General features: G+C 73.2%; 23 protein-coding genes and 1 pseudogene. 12 read left to right on the top strand and 12 right to left on the bottom strand.

Features of this window, described 5'->3' with window-relative positions:
• Positions 1-98: 98 nt before the first annotated feature.
• From AQJ11_RS05290 to AQJ11_RS05270, 5 genes are all read right to left on the bottom strand, one after another.
• Positions 99-959, bottom strand: coding sequence for an alpha/beta fold hydrolase (locus AQJ11_RS05290; protein ID WP_014675917.1), 861 nt, complete (start codon positions 957-959; stop codon positions 99-101).
• A gap of 16 nt (positions 960-975) precedes the next feature.
• Complete coding sequence (locus AQJ11_RS05285) at positions 976-1,404, bottom strand: hypothetical protein (RefSeq protein WP_014675916.1); 429 nt, start codon at positions 1,402-1,404, stop codon at positions 976-978.
• A gap of 499 nt (positions 1,405-1,903) precedes the next feature.
• A complete protein-coding gene (locus tag AQJ11_RS05280) occupies positions 1,904-2,347 on the bottom strand; it encodes a hypothetical protein (RefSeq protein WP_059262041.1) in 444 nt (147 codons plus the stop codon).
• A 151-nt stretch (positions 2,348-2,498) separates the two neighbouring features.
• Positions 2,499-3,041, bottom strand: a complete 543-nt coding sequence (locus tag AQJ11_RS05275; protein WP_059262040.1) for a DUF1360 domain-containing protein — start codon at positions 3,039-3,041, stop codon at positions 2,499-2,501.
• Positions 3,025-3,936: a Rieske (2Fe-2S) protein gene (locus AQJ11_RS05270; RefSeq protein ID WP_059262039.1), complete on the bottom strand. Its 912-nt coding sequence runs from the start codon at positions 3,934-3,936 to the stop codon at positions 3,025-3,027. The genes AQJ11_RS05275 and AQJ11_RS05270 overlap by 17 nt, the downstream gene beginning before the upstream one ends.
• Before the next feature lie 524 nt (positions 3,937-4,460).
• Here AQJ11_RS05270 and AQJ11_RS05265 point away from each other — a divergent pair.
• Both AQJ11_RS05265 and AQJ11_RS05260 read left to right on the top strand, forming a co-directional pair.
• Complete coding sequence (locus tag AQJ11_RS05265) at positions 4,461-5,879, top strand: cytochrome ubiquinol oxidase subunit I (protein WP_059262038.1); 1,419 nt, start codon at positions 4,461-4,463, stop codon at positions 5,877-5,879.
• A 94-nt stretch (positions 5,880-5,973) separates the two neighbouring features.
• Positions 5,974-7,005 carry a cytochrome d ubiquinol oxidase subunit II gene (locus tag AQJ11_RS05260; RefSeq protein ID WP_059262037.1) on the top strand — a complete coding sequence of 344 codons (1,032 nt, stop codon included), beginning with the start codon at positions 5,974-5,976 and terminating at the stop codon, positions 7,003-7,005.
• A gap of 384 nt (positions 7,006-7,389) precedes the next feature.
• Here AQJ11_RS05260 and AQJ11_RS05255 read toward each other — a convergent pair whose 3' ends face one another.
• The 3 genes from AQJ11_RS05255 to AQJ11_RS05245 all read right to left on the bottom strand — a co-directional run bounded on the left by AQJ11_RS05255 (position 7,390) and on the right by AQJ11_RS05245 (position 9,562).
• On the bottom strand, positions 7,390-7,878 hold the full coding sequence (locus tag AQJ11_RS05255; RefSeq protein WP_078611846.1) for a GNAT family N-acetyltransferase: 489 nt from the start codon (positions 7,876-7,878) through the stop codon (positions 7,390-7,392).
• A gap of 280 nt (positions 7,879-8,158) precedes the next feature.
• The gene (locus tag AQJ11_RS05250) at positions 8,159-8,512 is read right to left on the bottom strand and encodes a hypothetical protein (protein WP_244218119.1); all 354 of its coding nucleotides are present in this window, start codon (positions 8,510-8,512) and stop codon (positions 8,159-8,161) included.
• 90 nt (positions 8,513-8,602) lie between these two features.
• Positions 8,603-9,562: a cation diffusion facilitator family transporter gene (locus AQJ11_RS05245; RefSeq protein ID WP_014675908.1), complete on the bottom strand. Its 960-nt coding sequence runs from the start codon at positions 9,560-9,562 to the stop codon at positions 8,603-8,605.
• 567 nt (positions 9,563-10,129) lie between these two features.
• Here AQJ11_RS05245 and AQJ11_RS05240 point away from each other — a divergent pair.
• From AQJ11_RS05240 to AQJ11_RS05200, 9 genes and pseudogenes are all read left to right on the top strand, one after another.
• Positions 10,130-11,101: an alpha/beta hydrolase gene (locus AQJ11_RS05240; RefSeq protein WP_059262036.1), complete on the top strand. Its 972-nt coding sequence runs from the start codon at positions 10,130-10,132 to the stop codon at positions 11,099-11,101.
• Positions 11,102-11,244: 143 nt separating this feature from the next.
• Positions 11,245-11,595, top strand: a complete 351-nt coding sequence (locus AQJ11_RS05235) for a UBP-type zinc finger domain-containing protein (RefSeq protein WP_014675905.1) — start codon at positions 11,245-11,247, stop codon at positions 11,593-11,595.
• 77 nt (positions 11,596-11,672) lie between these two features.
• Positions 11,673-12,764 (top strand): NB-ARC domain-containing protein, encoded by a 1,092-nt coding sequence (locus AQJ11_RS05230; protein ID WP_244218118.1) that lies wholly within the window; start codon positions 11,673-11,675, stop codon positions 12,762-12,764.
• Positions 12,765-12,851: 87 nt separating this feature from the next.
• Positions 12,852-13,337: a DUF1269 domain-containing protein gene (locus AQJ11_RS05225; RefSeq protein ID WP_058082533.1), complete on the top strand. Its 486-nt coding sequence runs from the start codon at positions 12,852-12,854 to the stop codon at positions 13,335-13,337.
• A gap of 203 nt (positions 13,338-13,540) precedes the next feature.
• Entirely contained in the window at positions 13,541-13,807 is a 267-nt protein-coding gene (locus AQJ11_RS05220; protein WP_059262035.1) for a WhiB family transcriptional regulator, read from the top strand.
• Positions 13,808-13,910: 103 nt separating this feature from the next.
• Positions 13,911-14,786, top strand: a complete 876-nt coding sequence (locus AQJ11_RS05215; RefSeq protein WP_059262034.1) for an alpha/beta fold hydrolase — start codon at positions 13,911-13,913, stop codon at positions 14,784-14,786.
• Positions 14,787-14,907: 121 nt separating this feature from the next.
• Positions 14,908-15,633 (top strand): alpha/beta fold hydrolase, encoded by a 726-nt coding sequence (locus AQJ11_RS05210; RefSeq protein WP_059262033.1) that lies wholly within the window; start codon positions 14,908-14,910, stop codon positions 15,631-15,633.
• 90 nt (positions 15,634-15,723) lie between these two features.
• Positions 15,724-16,257 (top strand): annotated as a pseudogene (locus AQJ11_RS05205) (FAD-binding oxidoreductase); the annotation flags it as partial.
• Positions 16,258-16,524: 267 nt separating this feature from the next.
• On the top strand, positions 16,525-19,290 hold the full coding sequence (locus AQJ11_RS05200; RefSeq protein ID WP_244218117.1) for a helix-turn-helix transcriptional regulator: 2,766 nt from the start codon (positions 16,525-16,527) through the stop codon (positions 19,288-19,290).
• A gap of 100 nt (positions 19,291-19,390) precedes the next feature.
• Here the strand turns inward: AQJ11_RS05200 and AQJ11_RS52090 are convergent, their stop codons facing one another.
• Positions 19,391-19,516, bottom strand: a complete 126-nt coding sequence (locus AQJ11_RS52090; protein ID WP_279616937.1) for a hypothetical protein — start codon at positions 19,514-19,516, stop codon at positions 19,391-19,393.
• Between the two features lie 270 nt (positions 19,517-19,786).
• Positions 19,787-20,725, bottom strand: a complete 939-nt coding sequence (locus tag AQJ11_RS05195; RefSeq protein ID WP_208616442.1) for an NADP-dependent oxidoreductase — start codon at positions 20,723-20,725, stop codon at positions 19,787-19,789.
• Between the two features lie 353 nt (positions 20,726-21,078).
• On the opposite strand from AQJ11_RS05195, the gene AQJ11_RS05190 reads away from it, so the two are divergent.
• Positions 21,079-21,567, top strand: coding sequence for an SPW repeat protein (locus AQJ11_RS05190; protein WP_229887065.1), 489 nt, complete (start codon positions 21,079-21,081; stop codon positions 21,565-21,567).
• A gap of 87 nt (positions 21,568-21,654) precedes the next feature.
• On the opposite strand, the gene AQJ11_RS05185 is transcribed toward AQJ11_RS05190, so the two are convergent.
• Positions 21,655-23,379 carry a RecQ family ATP-dependent DNA helicase gene (locus AQJ11_RS05185; RefSeq protein WP_059262270.1) on the bottom strand — a complete coding sequence of 575 codons (1,725 nt, stop codon included), beginning with the start codon at positions 23,377-23,379 and terminating at the stop codon, positions 21,655-21,657.
• 64 nt (positions 23,380-23,443) lie between these two features.
• Entirely contained in the window at positions 23,444-26,860 is a 3,417-nt protein-coding gene (locus AQJ11_RS05180; protein WP_244218116.1) for an AfsR/SARP family transcriptional regulator, read from the bottom strand.
• Positions 26,861-26,886: the final 26 nt, after the last annotated feature.

The raw sequence follows: 26,886 nt of genomic DNA, 5'->3' as shown, positions 1-26,886 counted from the left end.
CACCGTCGGCGCCATGCGCCGAGTTGCTCCAACCAAACGAGGCCAGACGGAAGCAAGGTCACGAGCCATCCGCTCCAGCCCATAAGCCCGCACCGTTCTTAGGAGCCGGTCCGCTTCTCGATCCGCTCCAGGGCCTGCCCCAGGTATTGGGCGAAGCGCGGGTAGTTCTCGCTCATCGGGAAGTGGCCGATCTCCTTCATCTCGATGAACTCCGCTCCGCGGATGGCCTCTGCGGTCCGGCGCCCGTCCTCGGGGGTGGTGAGGTAGTCGTACTCGCCGGTCAGCATGATCACGGGACACCGGTCGCCGTCGATGTCGTCCAGCCGGTCCCTCAGATCGTGGTCGACCGAGTAGAAGTACAGGTCGCCCTTGAACGCCTCCGATCCCTGGGTGTAGTAGAACCAGGTTGCCCAGCGGTCCTGTTCCGGGGACTGCGGTGCCATGAGGTCCCACACGCCGCTGGCGCACACCTGGGCGGCATTGGCGTGGGGATGCTGCCACCAGTCGAGGTAGAAGCCGGGTGAGTAGTCCGCGCCCTCGACGGGGATCACCGCTTTGAACCGGTCCGGGTGCCGCAGGGCGAGTTGCAGGGCCACGTTCCCCCCGAACGACGACCCCATGAAGATCGGGTCCTGCAGTTCGAGGGCGTCGCAGAAGGCGACGATGAAGGACGTGAAGTGGTCCGCGGTGAGCCGGTACTCCTCCTTCCACCACTCCTGGTTCCACGGCGGGTCCGACTTGCCGTGCCGGGCGAGGTCGTAGGCGATCACCCGGTAGCGGCCGGTGATCTCCTCGTCCTCCAGGAGGCCCCGCCACTGGTGGTTGTGGCAGCCCGCTGTGTGCTGGCACACCAGAGGCGTGCCCTGCCCGTTCTCCAGGTAGAACACCCTGTACTGCGCGTCCTCCACGTCGATGGTGACGTAGTGGCCGGTGACCGGGGAGATCCTGCCGCTGACCATGAGGAGCTCCTATGTCTCACGAGGGGGATGGGGCGGGTCCGGCCTCGTCTGCCGGCCCGAGGGGGCCCGTGACGCGCAGCAGCTCCAGCTGCCGGGTCACACAGCGCAGGTTCTGCATGAGCACGAGCAGGTCGCCCTCCAGGCGCATGCCCCGCCGGAACGTGGCCGCCCAGATGCCGTGGCACATCGGCGGAGGCGTCTCCCGGCAGAAGCCCTGCCATGTCTCCGCGTCCGCGCGGATCGCGAAGTCGTAGGCCGCCAACGGCTCGGGGTCGGTGATCAGTTCGTCCACCTTTCCCTTGTGCATCCGCACGAGGAACCGGTGGGGGTCCATGTCCAGCAGGAAGCTGCACGAGTAGTACGTGCCGTGGGCCTGCAGCTCCGGATCGTCGTCGCTGAGCCGACGGAACTCCTCCGCCGCGTCGCTCGTCGTCGCTGATGTCATGTGCCACCTCGTCGAGACGTGTCGTCGCTGCCGTACGTCGGGACGTCGCACCGGCACGGTGACCAGCCGGTCGCCGGCCGGCGACCACTTCCCGGCCTCGCTCCTTCCAGCCTGGGCATCCTGTCGTCCGCCTGCAATCCGGGTGCGGGCCCCCGGGCGGACGGAACCCTTCGCAGAGATCCTCTTCCCGGGTGCGAGCCTTGACCGCGGAGTCCGGGCGCGACCGCTGGGCACCCGGCATCGACGTAGTGGCTCTGCTGGTGCGCCGGCACGGCGACATCCGCAACCTCTTCGACTAAGAGACCCTCGCCGCCATGGCCAAGGCCGTCAAGGCCGCCGAGGCCATGGGGAAGAGCTGACATACCCGGGAGCCGTCGCGCGACGACCTGGGGCACCTCGTGGCCGACCGGGAGGTGCGCTGCCAGCCGTTGCAGGCGCAGGTCGCGCGGACGAGCACGAGCGGATCAGCGGATTCTCGGTGGAATCACTCCACACCCCCTCACTTTCCGCCGTCTGCTCCGTAGGCGTGGCCGCGGGGCAGGGGGCCGAAGCCGGTGTGGCGGCCGGGGCGGGCGGCAGCGTGGCGCTGTCCGGGGCCGGGTCCGCCGCGGGCGGCGAGGGCGTCGGCGACGGCGCCGGTGGTGAAGGCGTAGACGGCCTTGTGGAGGAGGTCCACGGCGAGCTCCTGGCGGGTGAGGGCGCCGACGCCGGTCGCGTTTTCGAGGATCTGGTCGTTGGTGAGGCCGTAGTGCATGACCCAGTTGAGCGGCAGCGGCTGTCTGCCGGGACGTTCGGGCAGGCCGGTCAGCCGCTGGAGAACCCGCGCGGGCACATGGGAGTCGGGCCGGCCGGTGACGGACTGCTCGATCTTCTCACCGAGGGTCATCACGACTCCTCCGGCGGCGCCGGCGAGCAGTCCCTGCCACAGTGCGCGCTTGAGCATGCCCCGGCGGGTACCCTCTGCCACCGCCTTCACCCGCGCGGACGGTGCCCCCGCACAACAGCAGAGCGGGGACGCCGTGAAGAGAACCCGCCCACGCTCCGGCCCGTCCCTCGCCGGTGTGGTGACGGATCCACCGCGTTGCGTCGGCGGGTCATTCGCCGGACGTCTTCTCGATCAGCGCGCTGTACGCCAGTTGCAGCGTGTCCGCCCCGGCGAGGGCGGCCAGCGTGCCCATGGCGGTGCGTGTCGCACGCGGCCACAGGAGCTGGCCGGCGGTCAGGGTGGACGCCACCCAGACGCTCATGCAGAAGGGGCAGGTGGCCAGTTCGCCGACGGTGTGCCTGGCATCCTCGGACTTGGCCTCCTCGTGCACTTCGGCCGGGCCCTGCGGGGCGACGTACTCGGTGAACGGGGCGCGCAGCGGGCTGGTGACCGATGCCTTGGTCAGCAGTCGGCTGAGCCGGAACGTGGCGACCGAGGTCAGGACCACGTCCCACGGCTCGGGCCGGTCGGGCAGCGGCCGGCCGCGGAGCCGTACGGCGGTGGCCCAGGCCGTCGTGTACGCAACGAAACCCGCCATGGCTGCGAGGTAGCCGGCCAGCGGCCGGTCGTGCCCTGCCGCGTACTGGCTCCCGGTGCGCCGCAGCAGCCCGTGCAGACGTGGGGTGAGGCGGCCGTCAGCTGCCGTGTTCATGGGCTTCCGTTTCCGTGCGTCGCTGCCCGTCCCCGTCCTGTTGGCGCAGGCGTATCTCGACGTGACCGTCGGTGATCCGGGTGTCGAAGGACGGCTGGGGCGCGGTGGCCGGGCCGCGGACGTTCCAGCCGTCCGAGAGCCGGAAGACGCTGCCGTGCCACGGGCACCGGACGCAGCCGTCGGAGACGGTGCCCTCGGAGAGCGGTCCGGCGAGGTGGCTGCACCGCTCGGCCAGGGCGTGGATCCGCCCTCCGGTCTCCCGGACGACCAGGACCGGGACGTCGTCCACGCTGCGCCGTACCGGCCGGTCGACCGGGAAGTCCGCCACGGCTCCGATCCGGTGCCAGCCCTGGGTGACGACGTGCGGGACCTCTTCGGCGTGGTTGGCGCCGGACGCCTGGCGGTAGGCCAGGTGACCGCCCAGCATGCCGCCGAGTGCGACCGCCGACAGTCCCAGGAAGCCGTAGGCCCGGCCAGCCGCGTGCCGTCCCCTGGCCCGGCTGGTCAGCGAGGCGGCGTACAGACCGACGGCCGCCGAGTTCGCCAGGGCGTGCACCAGACCGACACGCTGCTGCTGGCGGTGCAGCTCCGCCCAGTCGACCCAGCCCGCCAGGGCCGCGGGCGCGGCGGAGGCCAGGCCGACACCGACCAGGAGGCCCGCCTCACGGGAGCGGCCGGGGTACAGGTCCAGTACCGCCGCCGACAACCAGCTGCCGATCGGCACCTGCACCATCAGCGGATGCACCGGGTGCCCCAGCCACCTGCCGTGCAGCAGGTCCCGTCCGTCACCGAGCGGCAGGGCCCGCACCCCCTTGCGGATCCCCTCGATCACCGCGTCACCCCTGGGCTCCCGCTCCAGGCGGTCCAGCAGCCACAGCAGGCGGCTCTGCCGCATCCGCGGGCGTGGGCGTGGCGTAGCACTCATGGGCAGGCGGGTCCCCACCTGCGCAGACGGCAAACAGCAGCCGGGGGCGGCTTCGGTCGCCGCTGGTCGTTGCGCGGCGCCGGGTCCGGGACCTGCTCGACGGACAGCCCGTGTCGCCTTTGGAGCAGGAGACGGACGAGCGGGACGTCCACCCGGAGGAGGAAGGACCTTCGCTCGCCCTCCGAGTCGCCGGCTTGGCATGGGCGCGATAGAAGTCCCGGCTACGGGGATGGGGTGTGCCTCCGCTGGCGGGCCTCCGGCCTTGGCGCAAGGGTGGGCACCTGCGGGGTCAATCCCCTCTGACCTGCGAGAAACGCTGCTCGCCGGGGCCGCGGCCCACGCCCGTGGTCCGGCTCGGGACCCGCGTTCCGGCGGCGAGCCGCTGATGCGGTTTGCCACGACTCGTGCGGGTTACCCCGAGGTGGCCGCAAGCTGATGCCGGTGACACAGGGGCAGCCTGCGGTGACGGTCTTCGGGCGCACGGGAGAGTGCTTGTGAACGACATCGCTGTTGCCCCTGGCACGCATCCCGTCATCGTCCTGGCACGTGCCGCGACGGAGGGGGACCTGTCGGCGGCGCGGGCCCAGATGGGGTTCTCGCTGGCCTGGCACATCGTGGTGGCCTGCCTCGGGGTGGGCCTGCCGGCGCTGACCCTTCTCACGGAGTGGCTGGGCATCCGCAGGAACGATCCGGCGCTGCAACTGCTGGCGCGGCGCTGGGCGCGGGCCATGGGCGTGCTGTTCGCCGTGGGCGCGGTGTCCGGCACCATCCTCAGCTTCGAGATGGGGCTGCTGTGGCCCGGTCTGATGGGACGCTTCGGCCAGGTCATCGGGCTGCCCTTCGCGCTTGAGGGCATCGCCTTCTTCATCGAGGCCATCTTCCTCGGCATCTACCTCTACGCCTGGGACCGGCTGACGCCCCGCAGGCACCTGCTCACGGGCATCCCCATCGTGATCGCCGGCACCGCATCGGCGTTCTTCGTCGTCTGCGCGAACGCCTGGATGAACCAACCCCGCGGCTTCACGCTGCACGACGGCAAGGTGGTCCACGTGGACCCCTGGGCGGCGATGCTGAACCCGGCGAGTCCGCCGCAGACGGTGCACATGATCCTCGCCGCGTTCATGGTGTCCTCGTTCCTGACCGCCGCCGTGTACGCCGTCGCCCTGCTGCGGGGCCGCCGCGACGCCTACCACAAGGCGGGCTTCGCCATTCCGTTCACCGTCGGCGCGGTCGTCGCCCCCTTCCAGATCGTGGTGGGCGACTGGGCCGCCCGCTTCCTGGCCGACTACCAGCCGGTCAAACTGGCGGCCATCGAGGGCGTGTACCGCACCGGCTCCCACGTCCCGCTGACCATCGGCGGCGTCGCCGGGCAGGACGGACTCAAGTACGGCCTGGAGATCCCCGACGGACTCTCCCTACTGGTCGGCTACCGGACGGACACGGTCGTCAAGGGACTGGACACGGTGCCCCGCAGCCAGTGGCCCGCCGTCACCGGCGTCCACTGGGCCTTCGACCTCATGGTCGGCGTCGGCTTCTTCCTGCTCGCCCTCGGCCTGTGGCTGCTCATGGCGTGGTGGCGCGCCCGGCGCCACGGCGGTGAACTCCTCGACCGGCGTGGGAGCCGTCTGCTCCTGCTGCTCGTCGCCCTCTCCGGACCGGCGTCCGTAGTGGCACTGGAGAGCGGCTGGAGCGTCACCGAACTGGGCCGCCAGCCGTGGATCGTCTGGGGCGTGATGAGCGTACGGGACGCCGTGAACCCGGCGCCCGGCTTGATGGCGGGCCTGTGGCTCGTGCTGGTGGTGTACGCCGCCATGACCGTCGCGACGGTGTACGTGCTGCGCCGCCTGGCTCGGGCAACGGCCGTTCCCACCGCACCGCAGGAAGCGGACGTGCGGGGGTACCCCGTGGTCTGACTCCACAGCGTGGGGACTTCCGACGGGACCGGTCTTCCTTCGGCCCTCGTCCCGGCTCCACCGCCAGCGAACCGCAGCCGTCCTTGGAGGCACCGTGCTCGCCGACACCGCCCTCGCCGTCATGTGGGTCGGGCTGACGTGTTACGCCCTGTTCGGAGGCGCCGACTTCGGTGCCGGTGTGTGGGATCTGCTCGCCGGGGGTGCACGCCGGGGCGACGCACAGCGACGGCTCATCGAGCACAGCATCGGGCCGGTCTGGGAGGCGAACCACGTCTGGCTCATCTTCGTGATCGTGCTGCTCTGGTCCGGTTTCTCACCGGTCTTCGCCGCCGTGATGTCCACCCTCTACCTGCCGCTGACCCTCGCCGCCCTCGGCATCATCGCCCGTGGCGCCGCCTTCGCCTTCCGCAAGGCCAGCACCGAGCTGTGGCAACGCCGGCTCTTCGGTGCGTGCTTCGCCGTCTCCTCACTGGTCACCCCCTTCTTCCTCGGCGCCGTCGCCGGCGCAGTCGCCTCGGGACGGGTGCCGGCCGGCCTCGCCGAGGGGAACGTGATCACCAGCTGGCTCAACCCCACCTCCGCGCTCGGCGGTGTCCTGGCCGTCCTGACGTGCGCGCATCTCGCCGCCGTCTACCTGTGCGCGGACGCCGACCGCGAGGGCGACGCGGAACTGGCGCGGGCCTTCGCCCGCCGTGCGGTGGCCAGCGGACTGGCGAGCGGAGCCGTCGCCCTGGCCGGGATCGCCGTGCTGCACACCGACGCTCCCCAGTTGTTCCACGGGCTCACCCACCGGGCGCTGCCCCTCGTCGTTCTCAGCGCGATCAGCGGTGTCGCGGGCCTCGGTCTGCTGACGCGGCGGCGATACGTCGCGGCCCGGGGAGCGGCTGCGCTGGCCGTCGCCGCGATCCTGTGGGCATGGGGCGCGGCCCAGTACCCGGCCATGCTGGTCGGCAGCCTCACCGTGGGCCAGGCCGCCTCCCAGGCCGCCGTGCTCTCCGCCTGTCTCATCGCCCTGGCCTGCGGCGCGGTGCTGCTGATACCGGCCCTGTGGCTGCTGTACGGAACCTTCCAGCGGGCACACACGGACGAAGCGCCGCACACCCACGGCCGCACGTCCCCCCGATGACCTCGCCGAGCGGGCTGTGACGTCCCTGACGCGGAAGCCCAGCCGGCCGAGGCGGCCAGCGCCTCCCCGGCCCGGCGGACGCGCCGCTCCTCGATCCGTTCCTGCCGCCGGGCTCCCGTTGAGCGCGAGGACGGCGTTGGCGGTCGACGGGCCGAAGTTCATCGATGGCGCCAGGACCCGGTGCCCGATGAGCCGCCGCGCGTCGATCGCTTTGTCACAGTGCGGCCACTGGGCGACTGCGGCGGGAACACGCCGCACGCAGCGTGGGTCGGATCGGCGTACCGGTCGGACCGGCACAGGGGTGCCGAGCATCGGCAGGCGAAGCGAGGGTGTCGGCGGGAGGGACCGCCGCTCGCCGTCAGCCGTGCGAACCGGCACGGCGCGTCATTCCGAAGGGATGCGGAACTCGAATTCGGGACGGTCCCACGGTACGGCGGGCGGGTTCGCGAGCGCGGTCCCGGTCCGCACCGCACCGGCGCGGTGGTAGAAGTCCTCGGCGGGAAGATGCGACACGACCTTGACACGGTCGAGCCCGGCGGCCCGGGCCTCGGACTGCATGTGCGCGACGAGCAGCCGTCCGATACCCCGTCCTTGCGCTTCGTCGGCGACGAACAGCAGGTCGAGCTCCGGCGGAGCGAGGACGAGCGAGTAGAACCCGAGGACCCGGCCTCCCTGCTCGTCGGCGCCGACGGCCACAAAGGCGCGATGGGCCTCGATGTAGTCAGGGCCGACCCGGTAGCCCGCGACCGCGGCCGCGTACTGGCCCTGGTAGGCGCCTGAGCCGCGCACGAGCCGCGTGAGCCGCTTGGCATCCCTCGCGACGGCCCTCCGTATCGTGATCGGCTGGCTGATCGGGGAAGTGCGTGAACTCATCGGGAGAGTATTTCGCACGGGGCTGTGCCGTCGTGCGGCGGGTCGGCTGCTCGGGCAGCATGTCTGCGCCGCTCCCGGGAACCGCCTGCCCAGGCCCCGATCGACACACGTCACTGCCGCCCCGCACCACGGGGTGGACCAGGTACGTCTGGACCATCCCGGCCGGATACATGCCATGGCGCTTGACTCCAGCAGCGGATGCCCTGCTCGGCCACGCCGACGAGCTGCGGGATGTCCACCGCGCCGTCTTCTGCGCGCCGATCAGCAGTTCGCGGACCGTTCACGGCTCAGCGGCGGAACCGTGAACGGCTTCGGCCGGCCGGCGGAAGAGCTTGCGCAGCGCTGATCTCGCCCTGGCGACCCCGCTGTCCACCGCGGTACCCACGATCTGCTGCGCAGTCTGGTGCAGCGCCAGCCACACCACCGGAGTCACCAGCGTGGCGACCTCGCCGAGGCCGAAGCCGAGCGTGTCGCTGCGCCGGCTCCGGCCGCCCAGCCGCCGTACGACCGTGGCGTCGTCGAACCCGGCCACCCCCGCCACCAGCGGTAGTTCCTCCGGGGCCACCTCGGCCACCACGTCGCGCACCCGCGGCCGGTGCGTCCGGCCGCCGGGCCGAGCCGCTTCGTCGCCCATGACACCCCCGCGGGGCAAGCCCGACGGCGTCGCCCCGTCGGCGGGAGGGGTACACAGGCCACAGGCCCGGTACGCCTCACGGCTGGACGCTCATCCTCTCCCCACGGCCTGCCCGAGACCGGGTGTCGGATCCAGGTACAGCCGTCTGATCACCGGGAACGACTCCCGCAGTCGCGCTTCCGCACGTTCACAGGCCCATACGATGTCGGCCGCCGTCGCCGTGCCCCGGAAGTCGACCTTGGCGGCGACCAGGGCCTCGCGCGGGCCCTGCACGAGGGTCGTCAACTCCAGTACGGCTTCGATGTGTTCCACGTGGAGCAGCTCGACGCGTATCCGCTCCCGCACGTCACGCGGGAGCGCGCGGCCGATGAGGAACTCGGCGTTGGAGCGGCCGAGCACGCAGGCGACGTACAGCAGCAGCGCGCCGATGCACAGGGAGGCGATGCCGTCCCAGACGCCGGAGCCGGTCAGCTGTCCGCCGAGCAGTCCGACGGCGGCGAGCAGCAGGCCCATCAGGGCGGTGGAGTCCTCCAGGACGACGGCCTTGACGGCGGTGTCGGGGGTGCGGCGCAGGAAGCGCCCGAAGGGCACTTTGACGCGGGCCGCCTCCCCGCGGGCCTGCTTGAGGCCGGTGCGCAGCGAGTAGCCCTCCAGGAGGAAGGCGACGACGAGGACGACGTAGGAGACCAGGGGGTCGCCGGGGTCTTCGCCGTCGATCAGGGTGTGGATGCCGTCGTAGAGGGAGAAGACGGCACCGCCGACGAAGGTGGCGACGGCGGCGAGCAGGGCCCAGATCCAGCGCTCGGGGCCGTGGCCGAGGGGGTGCTCGTCGTCGGCGGGGCGGGCGCTGCGTTTGAGGGAGGTCAGCAGCAGCACCTCGGTGACGGTGTCGGCGAGCGAGTGCGCGGCCTCCGACAGCATCGCGCTGGAGCCGCTGATCAGGCCGGCGACCACCTTGGCCAGGGCGATGCAGAGATTGGCGAGGGCGGCGACCACGACCGTGAAGAGGCTCTCGCCGTTCCCTGCCGCTGTGTGTACTGGTTCAGACATGACCTCGGGGTGTCCTGTGCGCGGTGGACAAAAGCGCGAGCAGGGAGCCCGCGGTGGAGGGGGCGGCGCCCCGTCGCGGCGGTGCCGGGCGGGAACCGACCACTGTGCGCGTGCACCGGCGGGCCGCGGGACGACCGTGTCGACGTCCGCCTCCAGGGGTGGTGCGCGGTGAGCCGCGGGCATCTGAGCTCCCTCCGCGCCGGCTTGCGGCCGGCGGGACGCACCGCCACGGGTTCAGGTGCGTCTCCGCGGCGAACGTTAGACGCACGACCGCCGGGGACTTGCCGATCCGTGCACGGCCGGGGCACCGAGAGCGCACGGTTGTGGCCGGATGCCGTCCGGCCGTACGTGCGGATCCACGGCCGGTGCGGGGCGCCCCTGGTGCCGGCCTTCGCCCGGCCGGCCTGCCCGCCTCCTTGTGCACGGGGTGGTCAGAGTGCGTGCGCCCGCACGCAAGAGCGGACGGGGCAGCGGCCATACCGTGGCCGCAGTCCAGTGGATCCCTCATCCGGTGAGCATGGCCGCGCCGGGACCACCGGCACATCCATGACGTCTCAGGAGTGTGCAATGTCTTACGTGTACGAGCCGGTGCAGCCGGTGCTGGAGCCCGCCGCGGCCGCGTTCGCCGAGGCGACCGCCAACCCGCCGTACCTGGCCGACCTGGGACCGGTCGAGGGCCGCAAGACGGTCGACGAGGTGCAGTCCGGCGACATCGCCAAGCCCGCGGTCGACGACGAGTGGATCACCGTCGAGGGCGGTCCGACCGGCTCGGTGCGGGCCCGGATCGTCAAGCCGGCCGGCGCCGAGGGCACGCTGCCGGTCATCCTCTACATCCACGGCGCCGGCTGGGTCTTCGGCAACGCCCACACCCACGACCGCCTGGTCCGCGAACTCGCCGTCGGCGCCCACGCGGCCGTGGTCTTCCCCGAGTACGACCTCTCCCCCGAGGTCCGCTACCCGGTCGCCATCGAGCAGAACTACGCGGTCGCCCAGTGGATCGTGAAGGACGGCGCCGCCAAGGGCCTGGACGCGTCCCGCCTCGCCGTGGCCGGTGACTCGGTCGGCGGCAACATGGCGGCGGCGCTGACGCTGATGGCCAAGGAGCGCGGTGACGTCTCCCTGGTGCAGCAGGTGCTGTTCTACCCGGTCACGGACGCGAACTTCGAGACCGGCTCCTACCACCAGTTCGCGGAGGGCTACTTCCTGCGCCGCGACGGCATGCAGTGGTTCTGGGACCAGTACACCACCGACGAGGCCGAGCGCGCCCAGATCACCGCCTCGCCGCTGCGCGCCACCACCGAGCAGCTCGCCGGCCTGCCCCAGGCCCTGGTCATCACCGCCGAGGCCGACGTGCTGCGCGACGAGGGCGAGGCGTACGCGTCCAAGCTGCGCCAGGCCGGTGTCGCGGTCAGCGCCGTCCGCGTCGAAGGCGTCATCCACGACTTCGTGATGCTCAACGCCCTGCGTGAGACCCACGGCGCGGAGCTCGCCATCACCCTGGCGGCCCGCACCCTGCACGCCGCTCTGCACACCAGCTGACCGCGGGCGGGACGGCACGCGCGCAGCGGGTACCGCCTGCGTGGAAAGGCGGTCAGCCGACCGGTTGGCCGCCTTCCGTCGTCCGCCCGGCCGCCGCCCCGCCCCCGCCCCCTCGGCCCCGCCCCACACCCCGTGGAGAGACAGTGACGACATCCAACAGCATCTCCCCCGACGTCCCGCCCAGCGGCACCGGCTGCGTGGAGTGCGAAGCCACCGGCGCCTGGTGGTTCCACCTGCGGCGCTGCGCGAGCTGCGGCCACATCGGCTGCTGCGACGACTCCCCCTCCAAGCACGCCACCGCCCACGCCAGAACGAGCGGCCACCCGGTCATCCAGAGCTTCGAACCCGGCGAGGAGTGGTTCTGGGACTACGACACGTCGACCTTGTACGAGACGGGACCGCGGCTCGCGCCGCCGCACAGCCACCCGGCCGACCAGCCCGTTCCCGGACCCGCGGGACGGGTGCCGGCCGACTGGGCCGACCAGTTGGGCTGACCGGGCCCGCCACCGCCACCGCACGTTCCCTTCACAGCCACCGCACGAGGTACATCACGTCCTGAAAGGCCCTGCCCGTGACCACACCTGGGGCCGCGGACCGGCCCCGGACCAGGCCGGCCGCGGCCCCGTCACGTTCGCGGCCGGCCGGCGCGCTGGAGTACCGGACCCTGCTCGTCCTGCACGGGTGGCCGGACCGAGCAGCGCGCATACGGGGGCGGTGCCGGCTGGCGGAACGCTTCCCGGACGGCCAGATGGTGATGGACCTGCGGGGCATGGACGAGGATCCGCCCTCGGCGGCGGACATCATGCTGAGCGTGCTCAAGGAGTTCCGCGTCGCGGACACGGAGATCGCCGAGGCTGGTGCCGCCGGGCGGGCCGCGCTCTACCAGGGCCTCCTGGGCGACCGGCGCTGCCTGCTGGTGTTCGACAACGCCCGCGACGAGTCCCGGATCGCGCCGTCGCTGCCCCGACGGGGCCGGGGCATGTGCGTGGTGACCAGCCGCAAGGCGCTCACCGGCCCCCGCGACGTGCGCCGCATGGGTCTGGGAGTGCTGTCCGCCGAGGAAGCCTTCGCCTTCCTCGGCGGGATGATCGGGCAGGAGCGCGCCCGCCGGGAAGCCGCTGCCCTCGGTGAGGTGGCCCTGCGGTGCGGCTACCTGCCCCTGGCTCTGCGGATCGCCGGTAGCCGGCTCGCGACGCGTACCGGCTGGAGCGTGCGGCGCCTGGCCGACCGGCTCGCCGTGGACAAGCGCTGGCTCGACGTCCTGGTGGCCGGGGACCGCAGGGTCTCCGCGGCCTTCGACCTCTCCTACCGGCGGCTCACTCCGGATGCCGCCCGGCTGTTCCGGCGCCTGTCCGTCGTGCCCGGTCCGGACGCCGGCGCGGCCTGCGCCGCGCATCTGCTCGGCCGGGACCTCTCCTGCGCCGAAGGCGTCCTCGGCGAACTCGTGGAGGCCGGGCTCCTCGACGTCGTCGGCGACCGCTTCCGGCTGCACGCTCTCCTGCGCCTGTACGCGCGCAACCGGCTGGAGGCCGTGGAAGGGGAGGCCGGAGCCGAACGGGTGCGAGCCGGCCTGTCCCGCCGGCTGCCGGACACGACCGCCGCCGGCCGGTGGTTCGCGGCGAGCGGTGGCGTTCCTGCCTCTGCGTGCATCGATGTGTGCTGACACCGCACGCCGGGGCGGCCGGCTCTGTGGGAACGCCGCGGGCGGATCTTTACTGGTACGCACAGCCGCGAACGGAAAGGTTCATCGATGGCCACGCTGACGGTCTGGAAATTCGACACGCCGGAAAGTGCGGAGCAGGTGGAGCAGACACTGCTCGGCTTGCAGAAGCAGGAGCTGATCACCGTGGTGGACGCCGCCACCGTCAGTTGGCCCGAGAAGGCGAAGAAGCCCAAGACCAAGCAACTGACCGATCTGGTCGGGGCGGGTGCCCTGTCCGGCTCCTTCTGGGGGCTGCTCTTCGGCCTCATCTTCCTCATGCCGCTGCTCGGCGCCGCCGTGGGGGCCGCCGCCGGTGCCCTGGGCGGCAAACTGGCCGACGTGGGCATCGACGACGACTTCATCGAGTCGGTGAAGGCACAGGTGACCCGCGGCACGTCCGCGCTGTTCCTGCTGACCCAGGACGAGGTGCTCGACCGGGTGAAGGAGGCGTTCCCCACGGAGCACGCCGAGCTCATCCGCTCGAACCTCGACCGGGACCAGGAAGCCCGCCTGCGCGAGGTCTTCGAGGGCTGATCCGCACCGAGGGGCCGTTCGACGCCGTGCCGCGTCGGGCGGCCCCTCCTGTGTGCGGGCGGCCGGTCCTCCACAGGCAAGAACTCGGGCGTCGACAAGCAAGAGGGGCCCGAATCCCGTATTTAGGCTGCCCCTCAGTAGGGGAGCCGGTCCTTTCCGAGCAGCTCACGTACGCCTGCGTCGTCGAGAGATGGTGAGAAAACGTGAAATCCACCACCAAGCCATTGTTGCAGGTCTGGGAGTGGCAGGCCGAAGCCGCTTGCCGGGGCATGAAGAGTTCGATGTTCTTCTCCCCGGCAGGCGAGCGCGGCGGTGCCCGCAAACGCAGGGAAGCGCGCGCCATCGCCGTCTGCCGCGGCTGCCCGGTGCAGTCCGACTGCCGGTCCTTCGCCGAGAACTCCCGGCAGGCGTACGGCGTCTGGGGCGGTGCCACCGAACGACAGCGCCGCGGCGCCCATCCCGGCGACTGACCAGGGCACGGAAGCGCACAACGGCGTGCGTTGCCGGACAAGGCGCGCCCGGGAACCGGCGCAGGGTGGGCAGTGATTGTTCCTCCGACCTTAGCGAGTCGACATGACAGCCACCACGGAGATCACCCACCACACCAAGGTGCTCAACGGCATCAACCAGCACTGGGTCAGCGCCGGCCAGGGCCCGCCCGTCTACCTGCTGCACGGCTTCCCCGAGACGTGGTACGGCTGGCGCAAGCAGATCCCGGTCCTCGCCGAGAAGTACACCGTCATCGCGCCCGACCTGCGCGGGTACGGGGACACCGAGAAGCCGGCGTCCGGGTATGACAAGCGCACGATGGCGCGGGACGTCCTCGCCCTGATGGACCACCTCGGCCACGAGAGGATCGCGCTGGTCGGCCACGACCGGGGCGCGCGGGTGGGCACGCGCTTCGCCAAGGACCACCGGGAGCGCATCGACCGGTTCGTCGCGATGGACAACATCCCGACCCGGGTGATCGCCGACACCTACGACGTGGCCATGGCACGGCAGGGGTACTGGTTCTTCACCTTCCTCCAGGTACCGGACCTGCCCGAAGCGCTCATCGCGGGCAAGGAGGAGACCTGGCTGACGCACTTCTACCGCGGCTGGTCCTACGACCCGGAGATGCTGACGCCCGAGGAGATCGCCGTCTACGTCCGCGCCTACCAGCAGCCCGGGGCGGTCCGCGGGTCGTGCATGGACTACCGCGCGGCCCCCGAGGACGTCGCCCAGGACCGCGAGGACGAGGACCAGCCCATCGCCTGCCCGGTGCTGACCATCTGGGGCGAGGACTTCAGCGCCGTCGGCCAGGCCTACGACGTGCTGGACGTCTGGAAGGGCATGGCCCGTGACGTCCGCGGGGTCCCGATCCCCCAGTGCGGTCACCTCTGCCAGGAGGAGAAGCCGGAGGTGGTCAACGCGGAACTGCTGGCCTTCCTGGACGGCTGGGGCGGCTGAGCACGCGGACCGCGGCACCCCACGGCAGCCACCGGGGCGCGCGGAGCACACTCCCGCCTCGCCCCGGTCCCGGCACGCACATCACGAACACCTCCTCCGAGCGAGAGAATCGAGTCCGGTCATGTCCCGTTCCCCCAAGCCGACCGTCGTCCTGGTCCACGGCGCGTTCGCCGACGCCTCCAGCTACGCCCGCGTCATCCCCGGCCTGCTCCAGCGCGGCCTGAACGTCGTCGCCCCCGCGGTACCCAACCGCAGTCTCATCGGCGACGCCGCCTACATCTCCTCTGTCATCCGCCAGATCGACGGCCCCGTCATCCTCGTCGGCCACTCCTACGGCGGCGCCGTCATCACCGTCGCCGGCGTCGAGGACAACGTCCAGGCCCTGGTCTACCTGGCCGGCTACGCCCTGGAGACCGGCGAAAGCCTCGGCGAACTCCAGGGCCGCTTCCCCGACTCCGACCTCGCCACCGCCCTCGTCTACACCCCCTTCCCCGTCGAGGGCTCCGACACCCCCGGCACCGACGTCTCCGTCGACACCGACAAGTTCCCCGCCATCTTCGCCGCCGACGTCGACCCGGAGACCGCCAAGATCCTCGCCGTCTCCCAACGCCCCCTCGCCGCCCAGGCCTTCGCCGACCCGGCCCCCGCCGCCGCCTGGAAGACCAAGCCCTCCTGGGGCCTGGTCTCCTCCGCCGACCACACCATCAACCCCGACGTCGAACGCTTCGGCTACCAGCGCGCCGGCATGACCACCACCGAGGTCGACTCCTCCCACCTCGTCATGCTCGCCCACCCCGACCGCGTCATCGCCCTCATCGAAGAAGCCATCGACGCCACCACCAAGTAACACCCCACCACCCCGGAAAGCCACCGCGCGACACGGCCGACCGATGCCGAGCCGCACGGGAACGCACGGCGCGGCAGGAAAGGAGCACACATGCCGCTGCTCGATCCGAAGCCGGGTGCGCTGCGCCCGCACCCGGCGGACGGTCCTTCCGTCGACCGGGTCCCCGACGACCGGGCCTCCGGTACGCCGGACGGCCTGCGGGACGCCCTCGTCGCCGAACTGGGCCCAGAGAAGGTCCTGCACAGGATCTCGGACCTGGTGAGGTACGCCTCGGACGCCAGCCCGTACCGTCTGGTGCCCCGTGTCGTGGTCATCGCCGAGACCACCGCGGACGTGGCCGCCGTGCTCCGGCACGCCCGCGACAACGGCCGCCACGTGGTCTTCCGCGCGGCCGGCACCTCGCTGAACGGCCAGGCGCAGGGCGACGACATCCTGGTGGACGTACGCCGTCACTGGACCGGGCTGGAGATGCTCGACGACGGTGTGCGGGCCCGGATCAAGCCGGGTACGACGATCGGGCGGGCCAACATCTCGCTCTCCCGCCACGGCCGTCTGATGGGGCCCGACCCCGCCAGTTCCCTCGCGTGCACGGTCGGCGGCGTCGTCGCGAACAACGCGTCCGGCTCCGAAGGAGCCGCCGCCCACCGGGCCGGAGCGGAACCGCGGGTACCGCGCCCGGGCCTGTTTCCGGCCCGGCGGACGTCCGGGACGTCCGGCACCACCGCGGCCTGAGACGACCGGCCACCCCTCCCCGCCGAGCGGCCTTTTCCAGCCATCCGCATTTTTCCGCCAAACACACCCCGTGCGTGCCATAGTGGATCACCGGCGCGTCGTGCGGGGCACACGCAGCGGTCATTGTGGTATGGCCTGGCCTCGGCCGGGTGCTCGTGGATGGAAGGAACGCCTGTGACGGCGGCGGGGCAATCGCTGTCCAGAGGCGGTCTGCGCGGCCGGGAAGCCGAAGTGGAGCGGCTCCGGGCGCTGGTCGGCTCGGTGGCGCGTACGGGCAGCGCGGCCTTGGCGCTGATCAGGGGCGAGGCGGGCATCGGCAAGACGGTGCTGCTCGACGACTGCGCCGGCCACGCGGGAGCGGCGGGCTTCGCCGTCGGCCTGGGCAAGGCCGACGAACTGCACCACCTGGTGCCGCTCTCCTCGCTGATGGCCTGCCTCACCCACCAGGACCGGCCCCTGCTGTCGGACGAGGCGTTCGCGGATCTGTCACGGGGTCATGACCACCGGATCTGGCTGGTGCAGCACCTGGCGGAGCAGATCGAGGCCCTGGCCGCGCGCACCCCGGTGCTCATCGGACTGGACGACGTGCAGTGGGCGGATCCACTGAGCCGTTCCGTCCTGGCGCAGCTTCCGGCGCGCGTGCGCACCTCCCCCGTGCTGTGGCTGCTGACCCGGCGCCCGGACGCGTCCGGGGAGGCGGACGAGATATTCGCTGCGGCGTCCCGCGCCCTACCGGCCGTCGACGTACGTCTGGGCCCCCTGTCGGCGTCGGCCATCGCGCAGCTGGCCGACGACGTCCTGGGGACGGACGTCGACGAACAGGTGCGCGACCTGCTCGAAGGCGCCGGAGGCAACCCCTTCCTGGCGGTCGAGCTGCTCACGGGGCTGCGGTCCACGAACTCCCCTGGGGAGCCGGTCCCGACGGGGCTGGTGGCCGGTGTGCGCGGCAGGCTTTCCGCACTCTCCCCCGGCACACTGCGCCTGCTGCGGATCGGAGCCGTGCTGGGGCGCCGGTTCCGGTTCCAGGACGCCGTCGCGCTGAGCGGTCAGCCCTCGCCGGCCATGGTCGGCATGCTGGACGAGGCGGTGCGCGTCAACGTACTCGCCGACAAGGGAGACTGCCTGGTCTTCCGCCACGACCTGCTCCGCCAGGCGGTCTACGCCGACATCCCGCCCGCCCACCGACGGGCTCTTCACCGGGAGGCCGCCCAGCAGCTCGTCACCGCGGGCCACCAGCCCATCGAGGCCGTCTCCCACCTGCTCACCGGGGCACTGCCCGGTGACGAGGAGGCCGTCCTGCTGCTGCGGAGAGCGGCCGACGACGTGCTGCCCGTGACACCGGCCCTCGCCGCCGACCTGCTCACCCGCGCTCTGGAACTGACACCGCCGCAGCACCCCTCCGGCTTCGACGTCGGCGAACGGGCGATCGTCGCGCTGACCCGGGCCGGCCGGAACAAGGAGGCGCTCGCGACCGGGGAACGGCTGCTCGCGCGCCGGCCTCCGCCGGCCGTGTCCAGCCGCCTCCAGGCGGCGATCGGCGCGACCTTGTGGAACCTGGACCGGGCCGAGGACCTGCGGCGCCGCCTCGACGCCACGCTCGCGGCCGGCGGCGCCTCGCCGGAGACCGCGGCCCGGCTGAGGGCCCTGCGCGCCCTGGCCCTGTCCCGCGGCAACGACCTGTCCGCGGCGCGAGCGGACGGCGAGGCGGCGCTCCGGGAGGCCGTCGCGATCGGCGACCGCGAGGCACACGTCCAGGCGCTGTTCGGGCTCGGCGAGACGGCCCTCAACGCCGGCGAGACCGCCGAAGCCCTGCGCCTGTTCACCACGCTCAGCGCGGTCGATCCCGCGTACCTGCCCGAGGAGGTCATGGCCTGTCAGCACCTGGACGACTTCGCCCGCGGTGAGCACCTGCTCGCCCGGGCGACGGGTCAGAAGGAAGGCTCGCTCCGCGAGGGCATGCTCCTGTGGTCCCAGGGGCATCAGCGTCTGGGGCTCGGGCAACTCGACGACGCCGAGGCCGACTTCGTCACCGTGGAACGCCTGGAGAACGAGGTCGAAGCGCCGGTGCACCAGGTCAACGCCCGGGTCGTCCGGTCCCGCATCGGCCTGCTGCGCGGCGACCTCGCGGCGGCGCGGCACGACCTGGTCGCGGCGCGCGAACGGCTGGCGGTGAAGCCGAATCCCGGCAACACGGCCGCCGTGCGCTTCCTGGAGGCCCTCCATGCCGGTGCCGCGGACGATCACGCACGGGCCCTGGAGCGGCTCCGGGAGGTCCAGCGGCACGACGGCCTCATGCGGTGGCGCCTGCTGCGCACCTGGGTCGACGAGGCGGTCCGCATCGCCCTGCGGGGCGGCGACCGCGAGCTGGCCGAGGATCTCGCCGCACAGGCCGAAGCGCACGCCGCCCGCAATCCGGACGTGCCCACCGCCACGGGTCTGGCGGCGCAGACACGCGGGCTGGTCGCGAACGACGTCGGCCTGCTGGGGCGTTCCGTGACCCTCCTGCGGGGCGGTCCCCGGCCGCTGAACCGGGCGGCGGCGCTCGTCGACCTGGGAACGGCGCTGGTGAACGCCGGCCGGCGGGCGGAGGCGGTGGAGGTCCTGACCGAGGCGCGGGCCACGTTCGCCGAGTCGGGGGCCCATGCCGCCGCGGCGCGGGCGCAGAGCCTGTTGGGACGTGCGGGAGCGCGCGCCCGGCGGGCGTCGGCCGGCCCGCGTCCCTCCCAGGGCTGGGAGGCGCTCACGGCGTCGGAGCGGAAGGTCGCGCGTCTGGTCGCCGCGGGGCACACCAACCGCTCGGCGGCCGACCTGCTCGTCGTCTCGCCGCACACGGTCAACACCCATCTGTCCGCCGTCTTCCGCAAGCTGTCCGTCAACTCCCGGGTCCAGCTCACGCGCGTGGTCGCCGCCTCGGAGGACGGCTGACGGGCGGACCGGACCGGGTACGGCCGGACGGTCGCCCCCGCGGGCGGGGCGGCCCGCATAGGGCAGGCCGGCCGGGAACCGCTGACCGCCCCCCGTGGGTTCAGTGACCGGTGCGCACCGACAGCACGGCGTCGAGGATCACGTCGGTCACCGCGCGCGGATCGCTGACGGCGACGGCGTGCGGGGCGTGGACGGCGGTGGTGCGGGCCCCGGCCCGGGTGGCCATCCAACGCTGCGCGGCGGGCGGGATGTTGCGGTCCTCGGTGGCGATGAGCGACCGGGAGCCCGGCCCGTCGGGTCGGGCCGGTGTTCTCGGTGAGGACGTGGTGGGCGCCCGGCTCCTCGCCCCGGTTCCCGCCCTGGTGGCAGGTGCCCGCGGGGGATGCCGCGCCCGGGGCCGGCCTCTCGGCGTGGGCGGGCCGGCCGGAGGTCGTGCAGGCCGTGGCCGGGGTCGGCGTGGCGACGCCCGGCAGACCGCCGGCGACCCGCGTTCCGGTCATGATCGGTGCCCTGTTCCGTCCTCCGTGACGCGGATGATCGTTCTGCCCGGGGTGCGCTTGCCGGGGGCGAACGCGGAGGGTGCTTCGGCGAGCGGCCGTACCGCACCGACGACCGGCTTGAGCCGGCCGTCCCTCAGCCGCGCGGCGAGATCGGTGAGCCGGGCGCGGTCGGGTTCGACGACGAAGAAGACGGCCCGTCCGTCCTTGGGCCGGACCGTGGGCGGCATGGCGATGGTGACGAGCGTGCCGCCGGGGCGGACCAGGGCGGCCGAGCGGTCGAGGATGTCGCCGCCGATCACGTCGAACACGAGGTCGGCCTCGCCGGCCTCCTCCAGCTTCCCGGTCTCCAGGTCGATGAAGGTGTCGACGCCCAGCGCGAGCGCCTCTTCCCGGGCGGAGGACCGGCCGGTGCCGATGACGCGGGCGCCGGCCTCGCGGGCGAGCTGAACCGCGATCGAGCCGACACCGCCCGCGGCACCGTGGATCAGGACGGTCTGTCCCGTGGTGAGACGGCCGTGGTCGAACAGGCCCTGCCAGGCGGTGAGCCCGGAGATCGGCAGTGCGGCGGCCAGGGTGTGGTCGATGTCCGCCGGCAGCGGGGCGAGGTTGCGGGCTTCCACCGCGGTGAACTCGGCGAGGGTGCCGTCACGGGCCCAGTCGGCCAGCCCGAACACCCGCTGTCCGACGCTCAGGCCGGTGGTGCCGTACCCCAGCTCCACGACGACACCCGAGAGCTCGTGCCCGGGCACGCTCGGCGTCCGGTCGTGGCCCGCGCGATCGGTCCACGTGGCGGGCCAGTCCAGCTCCCCGGGGGTGAAGCCGGCGGCGTGCACCCGCACGATGACGTCGTTCTCGGCTGCGTGGGGGTAGGGCATGTCCGTGAGGGACATCCCGGCGACACCGGCGTCACGGTCTCGAACTGTGATGGCTTGCATACAGGTCCTTACTGGGAGGGGCGACGACGGGAGCGCGCGGCCCGTTCCCGCACGGGGCGCACGGCGGCTCGTCATCGAAAAGACGCGGCAGGGGGATGTATGCCGTTCCGCATGATCGATCTCACCTGGGGTGACAGCGGGACACGGGGGCGGGCTCGCCGCCGACTTCGGCGGAGTCGATGCGGTCCGGGCGCCACCGGCGCACCGTGCGCGCCGTGACCCACCCCGCTGATCCACCGCATGCGTCAGCGGGCCCGGAAGAGACCACATCGCCCCTTTCACCCTAGATTGCGTGCCCCGATCGGGGTACTCGCGGAAGTCCGGACGTACTACATCCTCCGAAGGTGAAGACCATGACCACTTCCCCCAGGCCGTCCATGGAGACGCACCCCGACATCGTCGACATGCGCCTTCGGCACGAGATGGCCGAGCGCGCCACGAGCACGCCCCAAGGCCAGGCCGTCGAGACCATGGCGCTGCTCACCGGTCTGTACCTCGCGGCGTCGCCCTGGATCACGGGCTTCAACAACCTGTCCACCCTGGCGGTCACCAACCTGCTCACCGGTATCGCCTACGCCGTCCTGATGAGCGGCGGATTCGGCCGGGCCTACGAACGCACCCACAGCATGGCGTGGGCGTCCTGCGCCCTCGGCGTGTGGGCGATCATCGCGCCGTGGGTGGTGGCCGGCAACGTCAGTACGACGAAGACGATCGTGAACAACGTCATCGTCGGCGCGCTGGCCCTGCTGCTGGCCCTGGCCGCCAGCGCCGCCGCCCGGACGGCGGAGTCGTCCGAGGCACGGCGCGGCATGCCGACGTCGTACGCGCCCGGTCGCGGCTGACGCCGCCGCGGGATCGGGCGTACGGCTCGCGGGACCACCTGGCCGGAACCGGTGATCCCGCGAGTCCGCGCGGAGACCGCGGACCCGTCAGGTGTCCTGCTGCTCCTCGCCGGGGCGGCGCAGGACGGTGAGCAGGTCGTCGTGGTCCGCCACGGCTTCCAGGGAGAGCGTGTGGTAGCCGGCCCGGTCGAACAGCACGGTGATGCGGTCCGGTTCCTCGCTGAGCACCGTGCCCTCGCCCCACTTCTCGTGCCGTACCTCGGTCCCGGTCGGGAACGCGGCGGCACAGGGGTGCCCGGACCGCTGGTCGCCGCTCGCGCCGCGGTCGGCCCGGTCGGCGGCCCCTTCCTCGCAGGTGTCGCAGTTCCCGCACGGGGCCTCGTACGCCTCGCCGAAATAGCCGAGGAGGAAGTGCCGTCGGCAGCCGGTCGTCTCGGCGTAGGCCCGTGCCATGTCCACGCGCGAGCGGTCCGTCCGGCGGTGGGCCTCGCCCGCCCGCTGCGCCCGCTCCACCGCCCGGCCCGGTGACACGCCCCCGGCCGGGCGCACCGCGCCGTCCTCCGCCGCGGCGACGGCTCCGGCCTCCTGGAGGAGGTTGACCGCGGCAGTGACCCGGTTCCGGGACAGTCCCGTCTCCTCGCGCAGTTCCTCCAGGCCGGCGGGATCCCGGCGGTGCCGGTGGACGGCTTCGGCCACCCGGGCCAGGACCGTGCGGCCGGGGGTCCGGCCCGCGAAGTACGTCTGCATCCCGGTGTCCCGCTCCCGGTAGTGCAGCACCGCGAGCGCGGGCTGCCCGTCCCTGCCGCAGCGGCCGATCTCCTGGTAGTAGGCGTCCAGGGAGCCGGGCAGCGAGGTGTGCAGGACGTACCGCACGTCCTCCTTGTCGATGCCCATGCCGAACGCCGAGGTGGCCACGACGACGTCGGTCTCGCCGGCCAGGAAGGCGCGGTGGACGCGGGCGCGTTCGCCGGCGCGCAGTCCGGCGTGGTAGGCCTCGGCGGCCAGCCCCAGAGAGGCGAGTTCGCCCGCGTACCGCTCGCTGTCCTTCCGGGTCGCCGCGTAGACGATGCCGGGCTTGGGTTCGGCGGCGGCCCGCTCGATCACGGCCTGCCGGCGCTCGTCCTCGTCGAGGAAGCGGCGGACCTCCAGCCGGATGTTCGGGCGGTCGAACCCGGTGACCATCAGCCGGGGGCGGCGCATCCCCAGACGCTCGGTGATCTCCCGGCGCACGGGCGGGGCGGCGGTCGCGGTCAGAGCCAGCACGGGCGGTCTGCCCACACGGTGCGCGGCCTGCTCCAGACGCAGGTAGTCGGGGCGGAAGTCATGGCCCCACGAGGAGACGCACTGGGCCTCGTCCACCACGAACAGGGCCGGACCCACCCCGGCCAGCGCCTCCACCACGTCGTCCCGGGCGAGCTGTTCCGGGGCCAGGTACACGAGACGGGCCCGGCCCGACCGCACGTCCTCCCAGGCCGCCTCGGTCTCCGCCGCGCCCAGGTCCGAGTTGACCGCGACGGCCCCCGGGGCGTCGTCGCCCTCGGGGAGACCCGCGATCTGGTCCCGCTGGAGCGCGAGCAGCGGTGACACCACGACGACCGGGCCGGGCAGCAGCAGCGCCGGCACCTGGTAGACGGCCGACTTGCCGGAGCCCGTCGGCATGACGACCAGGGTGTCGTGGCCGCCCAGCACCCACTCCATGGCCGTGAGCTGCTCCGGCAGGAGGTGCTCCCAGCCGAAGACGTCCGCCGCCGTACGGCGCAGACGCCCGGCCCGGACCCGGCCTTCCGTTTCCCGCCCCGCGTTCCTCACCATGCGCATCGCTCCCTGGGCTCCCTCGGCCCACCGGGTACCCGACGGGCCTGGGCGTACCACCTCCTCAGGGCTGGGCGGGGCCGGGCGCGCGGGGAACCGTGACGGCGCACCGGGCTCGGGCGGCCCGGTCCGCCGGCCCGGCCAGGGTGGTGCGTGCGTGCCGCACCGCCTCGGCGGGGGTCAGCCGCGCACCGCGCTCGAACGCCTCGCTGAAGGCACGCGGGCCCAGGACCGCCCGCGCCGCGGCGGTGACGCGGTCGACGTCGCCGCGCTCGGCGGACGGCAGGGGCGCGCCCACGCTGCGGCGCGCGGCGTGGGCGGCGCCGAGGAGGAGGGCCGCGCAGGTGGCGCCGGACCGGTGTCCGCACAGGGCGGCCGTCCCGGCGAGCCCTTCCAGGGACAGCGCGAGGGCACGGGGCTCGTCCAGGGCGCGGGCGATCCTGAGGCCGCGCAGGTGATGGGCGGCGGACCGGGCGGCATCGCCGCGCAGTTCGGCGAGGAAGCCGAGTTCGGCGTGCCGGAGGTGGTCACCGGCCGGGGAGGAGACGTCGGCGTGGGCGGCGCGGATGCGCCGCAGGTGCGCCTCGGCCGCGTCGAGGTCGCCGGAGCGCCGCGCGCCGAGGGCCAGGCCCATGTCGGCGTGGATCTCGCCGTACTTGTAGCCCTGCTCGACGGCGATCCGGCGAGCCTGCTCGTGCAGTCGGCGGGCGCGGTCGAAGTCGCGGGCGAGCAGCGCCAGGCGGCCGAGCCCGGACAGCCGCGCCGACACCTCGGCCTGAAGACACAACTCCCGGGCGATCCGGAGCCCTTCGCGCTGGCGGTGGGCCGCCCGTGTGTACTCCCCCTTGATCTCGGCGAGCACGGCGAGCGGCGAGACGGTCTGCAACTCCCCCCAGCCGTCGCCCAGTTCGCGGAAGAGGGCGCGGCTGCGCCGTCCGTCGCGGGCGACCGCGTCCAGGTCACCGCGGACCAGGGCGAGCGCCGCCCGCAGGCCGAGCGCGGCGGCGGTGCCCCACCGCTCGTCCACCGCCTCGAACTGGGCCAGGGCACGGGCGTTCAGGACGCGGCTGCCGTCCAGATCGCCCACGCTGAACCCGCCGTAGGCGTTCAGCCACAGCGCCCGGGCGCGGCGCACGGGGTCGGGTACGGCGTCGGCGGCGGGGGTCACCGTGCGCTCGCCGGTGAGCAGCACGAACGCGCTGTGCAGCAGGGCGAGTTGGGGGTCGGGATCACCGGCGGTGGCGGCGAGGACGGCGGCCAGGCCGCGGCGGCCCTCGGTGAGCCGGCCGCGCAGCAGCCACCACCAGGACAGGGCGGTGGCCAGCCGTACGGCCTCCGCACTCCGTCCGGCGGCGGCCCGGCGCACCGCCTCGTCCAAGGCGGCGCGCAGATTGCCCGCCTCGATGTCCAGGCGGGCGAGCCAGTCCCGCTGCCGTGGGCCGCGCAGCCGCTGCTCGGCGCGTTCGGCGAGCGTGAGGTAGTGGCGCAGGTGGCGCTCGCGTACGGCGGTCTCGTCGGCCGTGTCGCGCAGCCGCTCGACAGCGTAGGCGGCGACCGACTCCAGGAGGCGGTAGCGGGGGCCGGCCGGGCCGGTCGTGACGACGACGAGGGACTTCTCCACGAGCCGGGTGACGAGGTCGAGCACCGCGCCGCCGGGCACGCCCTCCCCCGCGCACACCGCCTCCGCCGCGTCGAGGGCGCAGCCGTCGCTGTGCACGGCGAGACGGCTCAGCACGAGGCGTTCCGGCACGCTGAGCAGTTCCCAGCTCCAGTCGATCATCGCGCGCAGGGTCTGCTGACGGGCGGGCGCGCCCCGCTGCCCGGAGGTCAGCACCCGGAACCGGTCGTCGAGGCGCGCGGCCAACTCCCGTACCCCGAGGGCGCGTACCCGGGACGCGGCGAGTTCCAGGGCGAGCGGGATGCCGTCCAGCCGACGGCAGATCTCGGCCACGAGGGCGGGGTCGGCTCCCTGGTCCTCGCCGGTGCCGTCGTCCTCGCCGGTGCCGAGCCGGAAGCCGGGCGCGCAGGCGGCGGCCCGCTCGGTGAACAGGCGTACCGCGTCCGGGGTGGGCAGCGGCTCGACCAGGAACACCGTCTCACCGGCCAGGGCGAGCGGTTCCTGGCCGGTGGTGAGGACGCGCAGCCCGGGGGCGCCGCGCAGGAGCAGCGCGACCAGTTCGGCGGCGGACGCGACGACGTGCTCGCAGTTGTCCAGCACGAGCAGGGTACGGCGGTCGCGCAGGGCGGCGGCCAGCCGGTGCACGGGGGATGCGGCCACGGTGCCGGTGGCGGGCGGGGCGGAGGGGGCGTCGTCACGGATGCCGAGGGTGGCGGCGACGATCCCGGCGAGGTCGTCGGGGGTGGCGGCGCGCAGACCCGCGAACTCCACGAACCAGACCCCGTCGGGTACGCCTCCGGACGCGACCCCCTGCGCGACGGCCACCGCGAGACGCGTCTTCCCGACGCCACCGGGACCGGTGAGGGTGACCAGCCGCTGCCGCGCGAGCAGAGGGGAGAGGTCGGCGAGGGCTTGGTCGCGGCCGATGAGGGGGGTGAGGGGATGGGGGAGGTTGGTGGGGGTGGCTGGGGTGGCGGCGGTGGCCGGGGTGATCTCGGGGGGCGACGAGGACGCCGGGTACGGCGGCACCGGGTCGGCCGGGACCGGGTGCGGCGCGGTGCCGTGGGGGCTCGGCACGGTGAGCTCGGGACTCGGCGTGGTGGTCCCGGCCCAAGTCGCGGGGTCGGTGGTCAGCGACGGGTCCTGGCGGAGCATCGCCCGGTGGAGGGCGCTCAGGGCGGGGCCGGGGCAGGCGCCGAGTTCGTCGGCGAGGCGGGTGCGCAGATCCTCGTACGAGGCGAGCGCCTCGCCCTGGTGGCCCGCGCGGTACAGCGCCCGCATCTGCACCGCGCGCAGACGCTCCCGCAGCGGATGCTCGGTCACGAGCGCGGCCAGTTCGCCGGCGAGGAGCAGGTGGTCCCCCGCCGCCAGCCGGGCCTCGGCCCGCTCCTCCAGCACGGCCAGCCGCTGCTCCCCCAGGCACTCCCGGGCCGCGCGGGTGAACTCCTCGTCGGCGAAGTCGGCGTACGCGGGCCCCCGCCACAGTCCGAGGGCCTCGGTGAGCAGGGTCGCCCGCACCCGTGGGTCCGCGACCGGGCGCGCCTCGGCGACGAGCCGGCCGAACCGCTCGGTGTCCACGTCGTCGGCCGGGCCGAGCCGCAGCCGGTACCCCGGCGGCTGCCGTACCAGCCGCTCGCGGCCGACCACCCGGCGCAGCTGGGAGACCTTGGCCTGGAGCGCGCCGGCCGGATTGCCGGGGAGGTGGTCGCCCCAGAGGTCGTGGACGAGCCGGTCGGCGGAGACGGGGCCGCCGTCGTGCGCGAGCAGATCCGCCAGCAGCGCCCGCACCTTGGTCTCGGGGACCTTGAGCGGTTCCCCCTCGTCGTCCCACACCGCGAGTGGTCCGAGCACCCCAAACCGCATGCGCACCACCGTACCCGTCCGTGAGC

Source organism: Streptomyces corchorusii (genome assembly GCF_001514055.1).
GTDB lineage: Bacteria > Actinomycetota > Actinomycetes > Streptomycetales > Streptomycetaceae > Streptomyces > Streptomyces olivaceoviridis.
This window is presented reverse-complemented; position numbering and strand designations above follow the sequence as displayed.

Bases quoted from the DNA above. Each gene is read 5' to 3' on its own strand.
- AQJ11_RS05290 (WP_014675917.1), bottom strand. From the start codon at position 959: ATGGTCAGCGGCAGGATCTCCCCGGTCACCGGCCACTACGTCACCATC.
- AQJ11_RS05285 (WP_014675916.1), bottom strand. From the start codon at position 1,404: ATGACATCAGCGACGACGAGCGACGCGGCGGAGGAGTTCCGTCGGCTC.
- AQJ11_RS05280 (WP_059262041.1), bottom strand. From the start codon at position 2,347: ATGCTCAAGCGCGCACTGTGGCAGGGACTGCTCGCCGGCGCCGCCGGA.
- AQJ11_RS05275 (WP_059262040.1), bottom strand. From the start codon at position 3,041: ATGAACACGGCAGCTGACGGCCGCCTCACCCCACGTCTGCACGGGCTG.
- AQJ11_RS05270 (WP_059262039.1), bottom strand. From the start codon at position 3,936: ATGCGGCAGAGCCGCCTGCTGTGGCTGCTGGACCGCCTGGAGCGGGAG.
- AQJ11_RS05255 (WP_078611846.1), bottom strand. From the start codon at position 7,878: ATGAGTTCACGCACTTCCCCGATCAGCCAGCCGATCACGATACGGAGG.
- AQJ11_RS05250 (WP_244218119.1), bottom strand. From the start codon at position 8,512: ATGGGCGACGAAGCGGCTCGGCCCGGCGGCCGGACGCACCGGCCGCGG.
- AQJ11_RS05245 (WP_014675908.1), bottom strand. From the start codon at position 9,562: ATGTCTGAACCAGTACACACAGCGGCAGGGAACGGCGAGAGCCTCTTC.
- AQJ11_RS05240 (WP_059262036.1), top strand. From the start codon at position 10,130: ATGTCTTACGTGTACGAGCCGGTGCAGCCGGTGCTGGAGCCCGCCGCG.
- AQJ11_RS05225 (WP_058082533.1), top strand. From the start codon at position 12,852: ATGGCCACGCTGACGGTCTGGAAATTCGACACGCCGGAAAGTGCGGAG.
- AQJ11_RS05215 (WP_059262034.1), top strand. From the start codon at position 13,911: ATGACAGCCACCACGGAGATCACCCACCACACCAAGGTGCTCAACGGC.
- AQJ11_RS05210 (WP_059262033.1), top strand. From the start codon at position 14,908: ATGTCCCGTTCCCCCAAGCCGACCGTCGTCCTGGTCCACGGCGCGTTC.
- AQJ11_RS05200 (WP_244218117.1), top strand. From the start codon at position 16,525: ATGGAAGGAACGCCTGTGACGGCGGCGGGGCAATCGCTGTCCAGAGGC.
- AQJ11_RS52090 (WP_279616937.1), bottom strand. From the start codon at position 19,516: ATGGCCACCCGGGCCGGGGCCCGCACCACCGCCGTCCACGCCCCGCAC.
- AQJ11_RS05195 (WP_208616442.1), bottom strand. From the start codon at position 20,725: ATGCAAGCCATCACAGTTCGAGACCGTGACGCCGGTGTCGCCGGGATG.
- AQJ11_RS05190 (WP_229887065.1), top strand. From the start codon at position 21,079: ATGACCACTTCCCCCAGGCCGTCCATGGAGACGCACCCCGACATCGTC.
- AQJ11_RS05185 (WP_059262270.1), bottom strand. From the start codon at position 23,379: ATGGTGAGGAACGCGGGGCGGGAAACGGAAGGCCGGGTCCGGGCCGGG.
- AQJ11_RS05180 (WP_244218116.1), bottom strand. From the start codon at position 26,860: ATGCGGTTTGGGGTGCTCGGACCACTCGCGGTGTGGGACGACGAGGGG.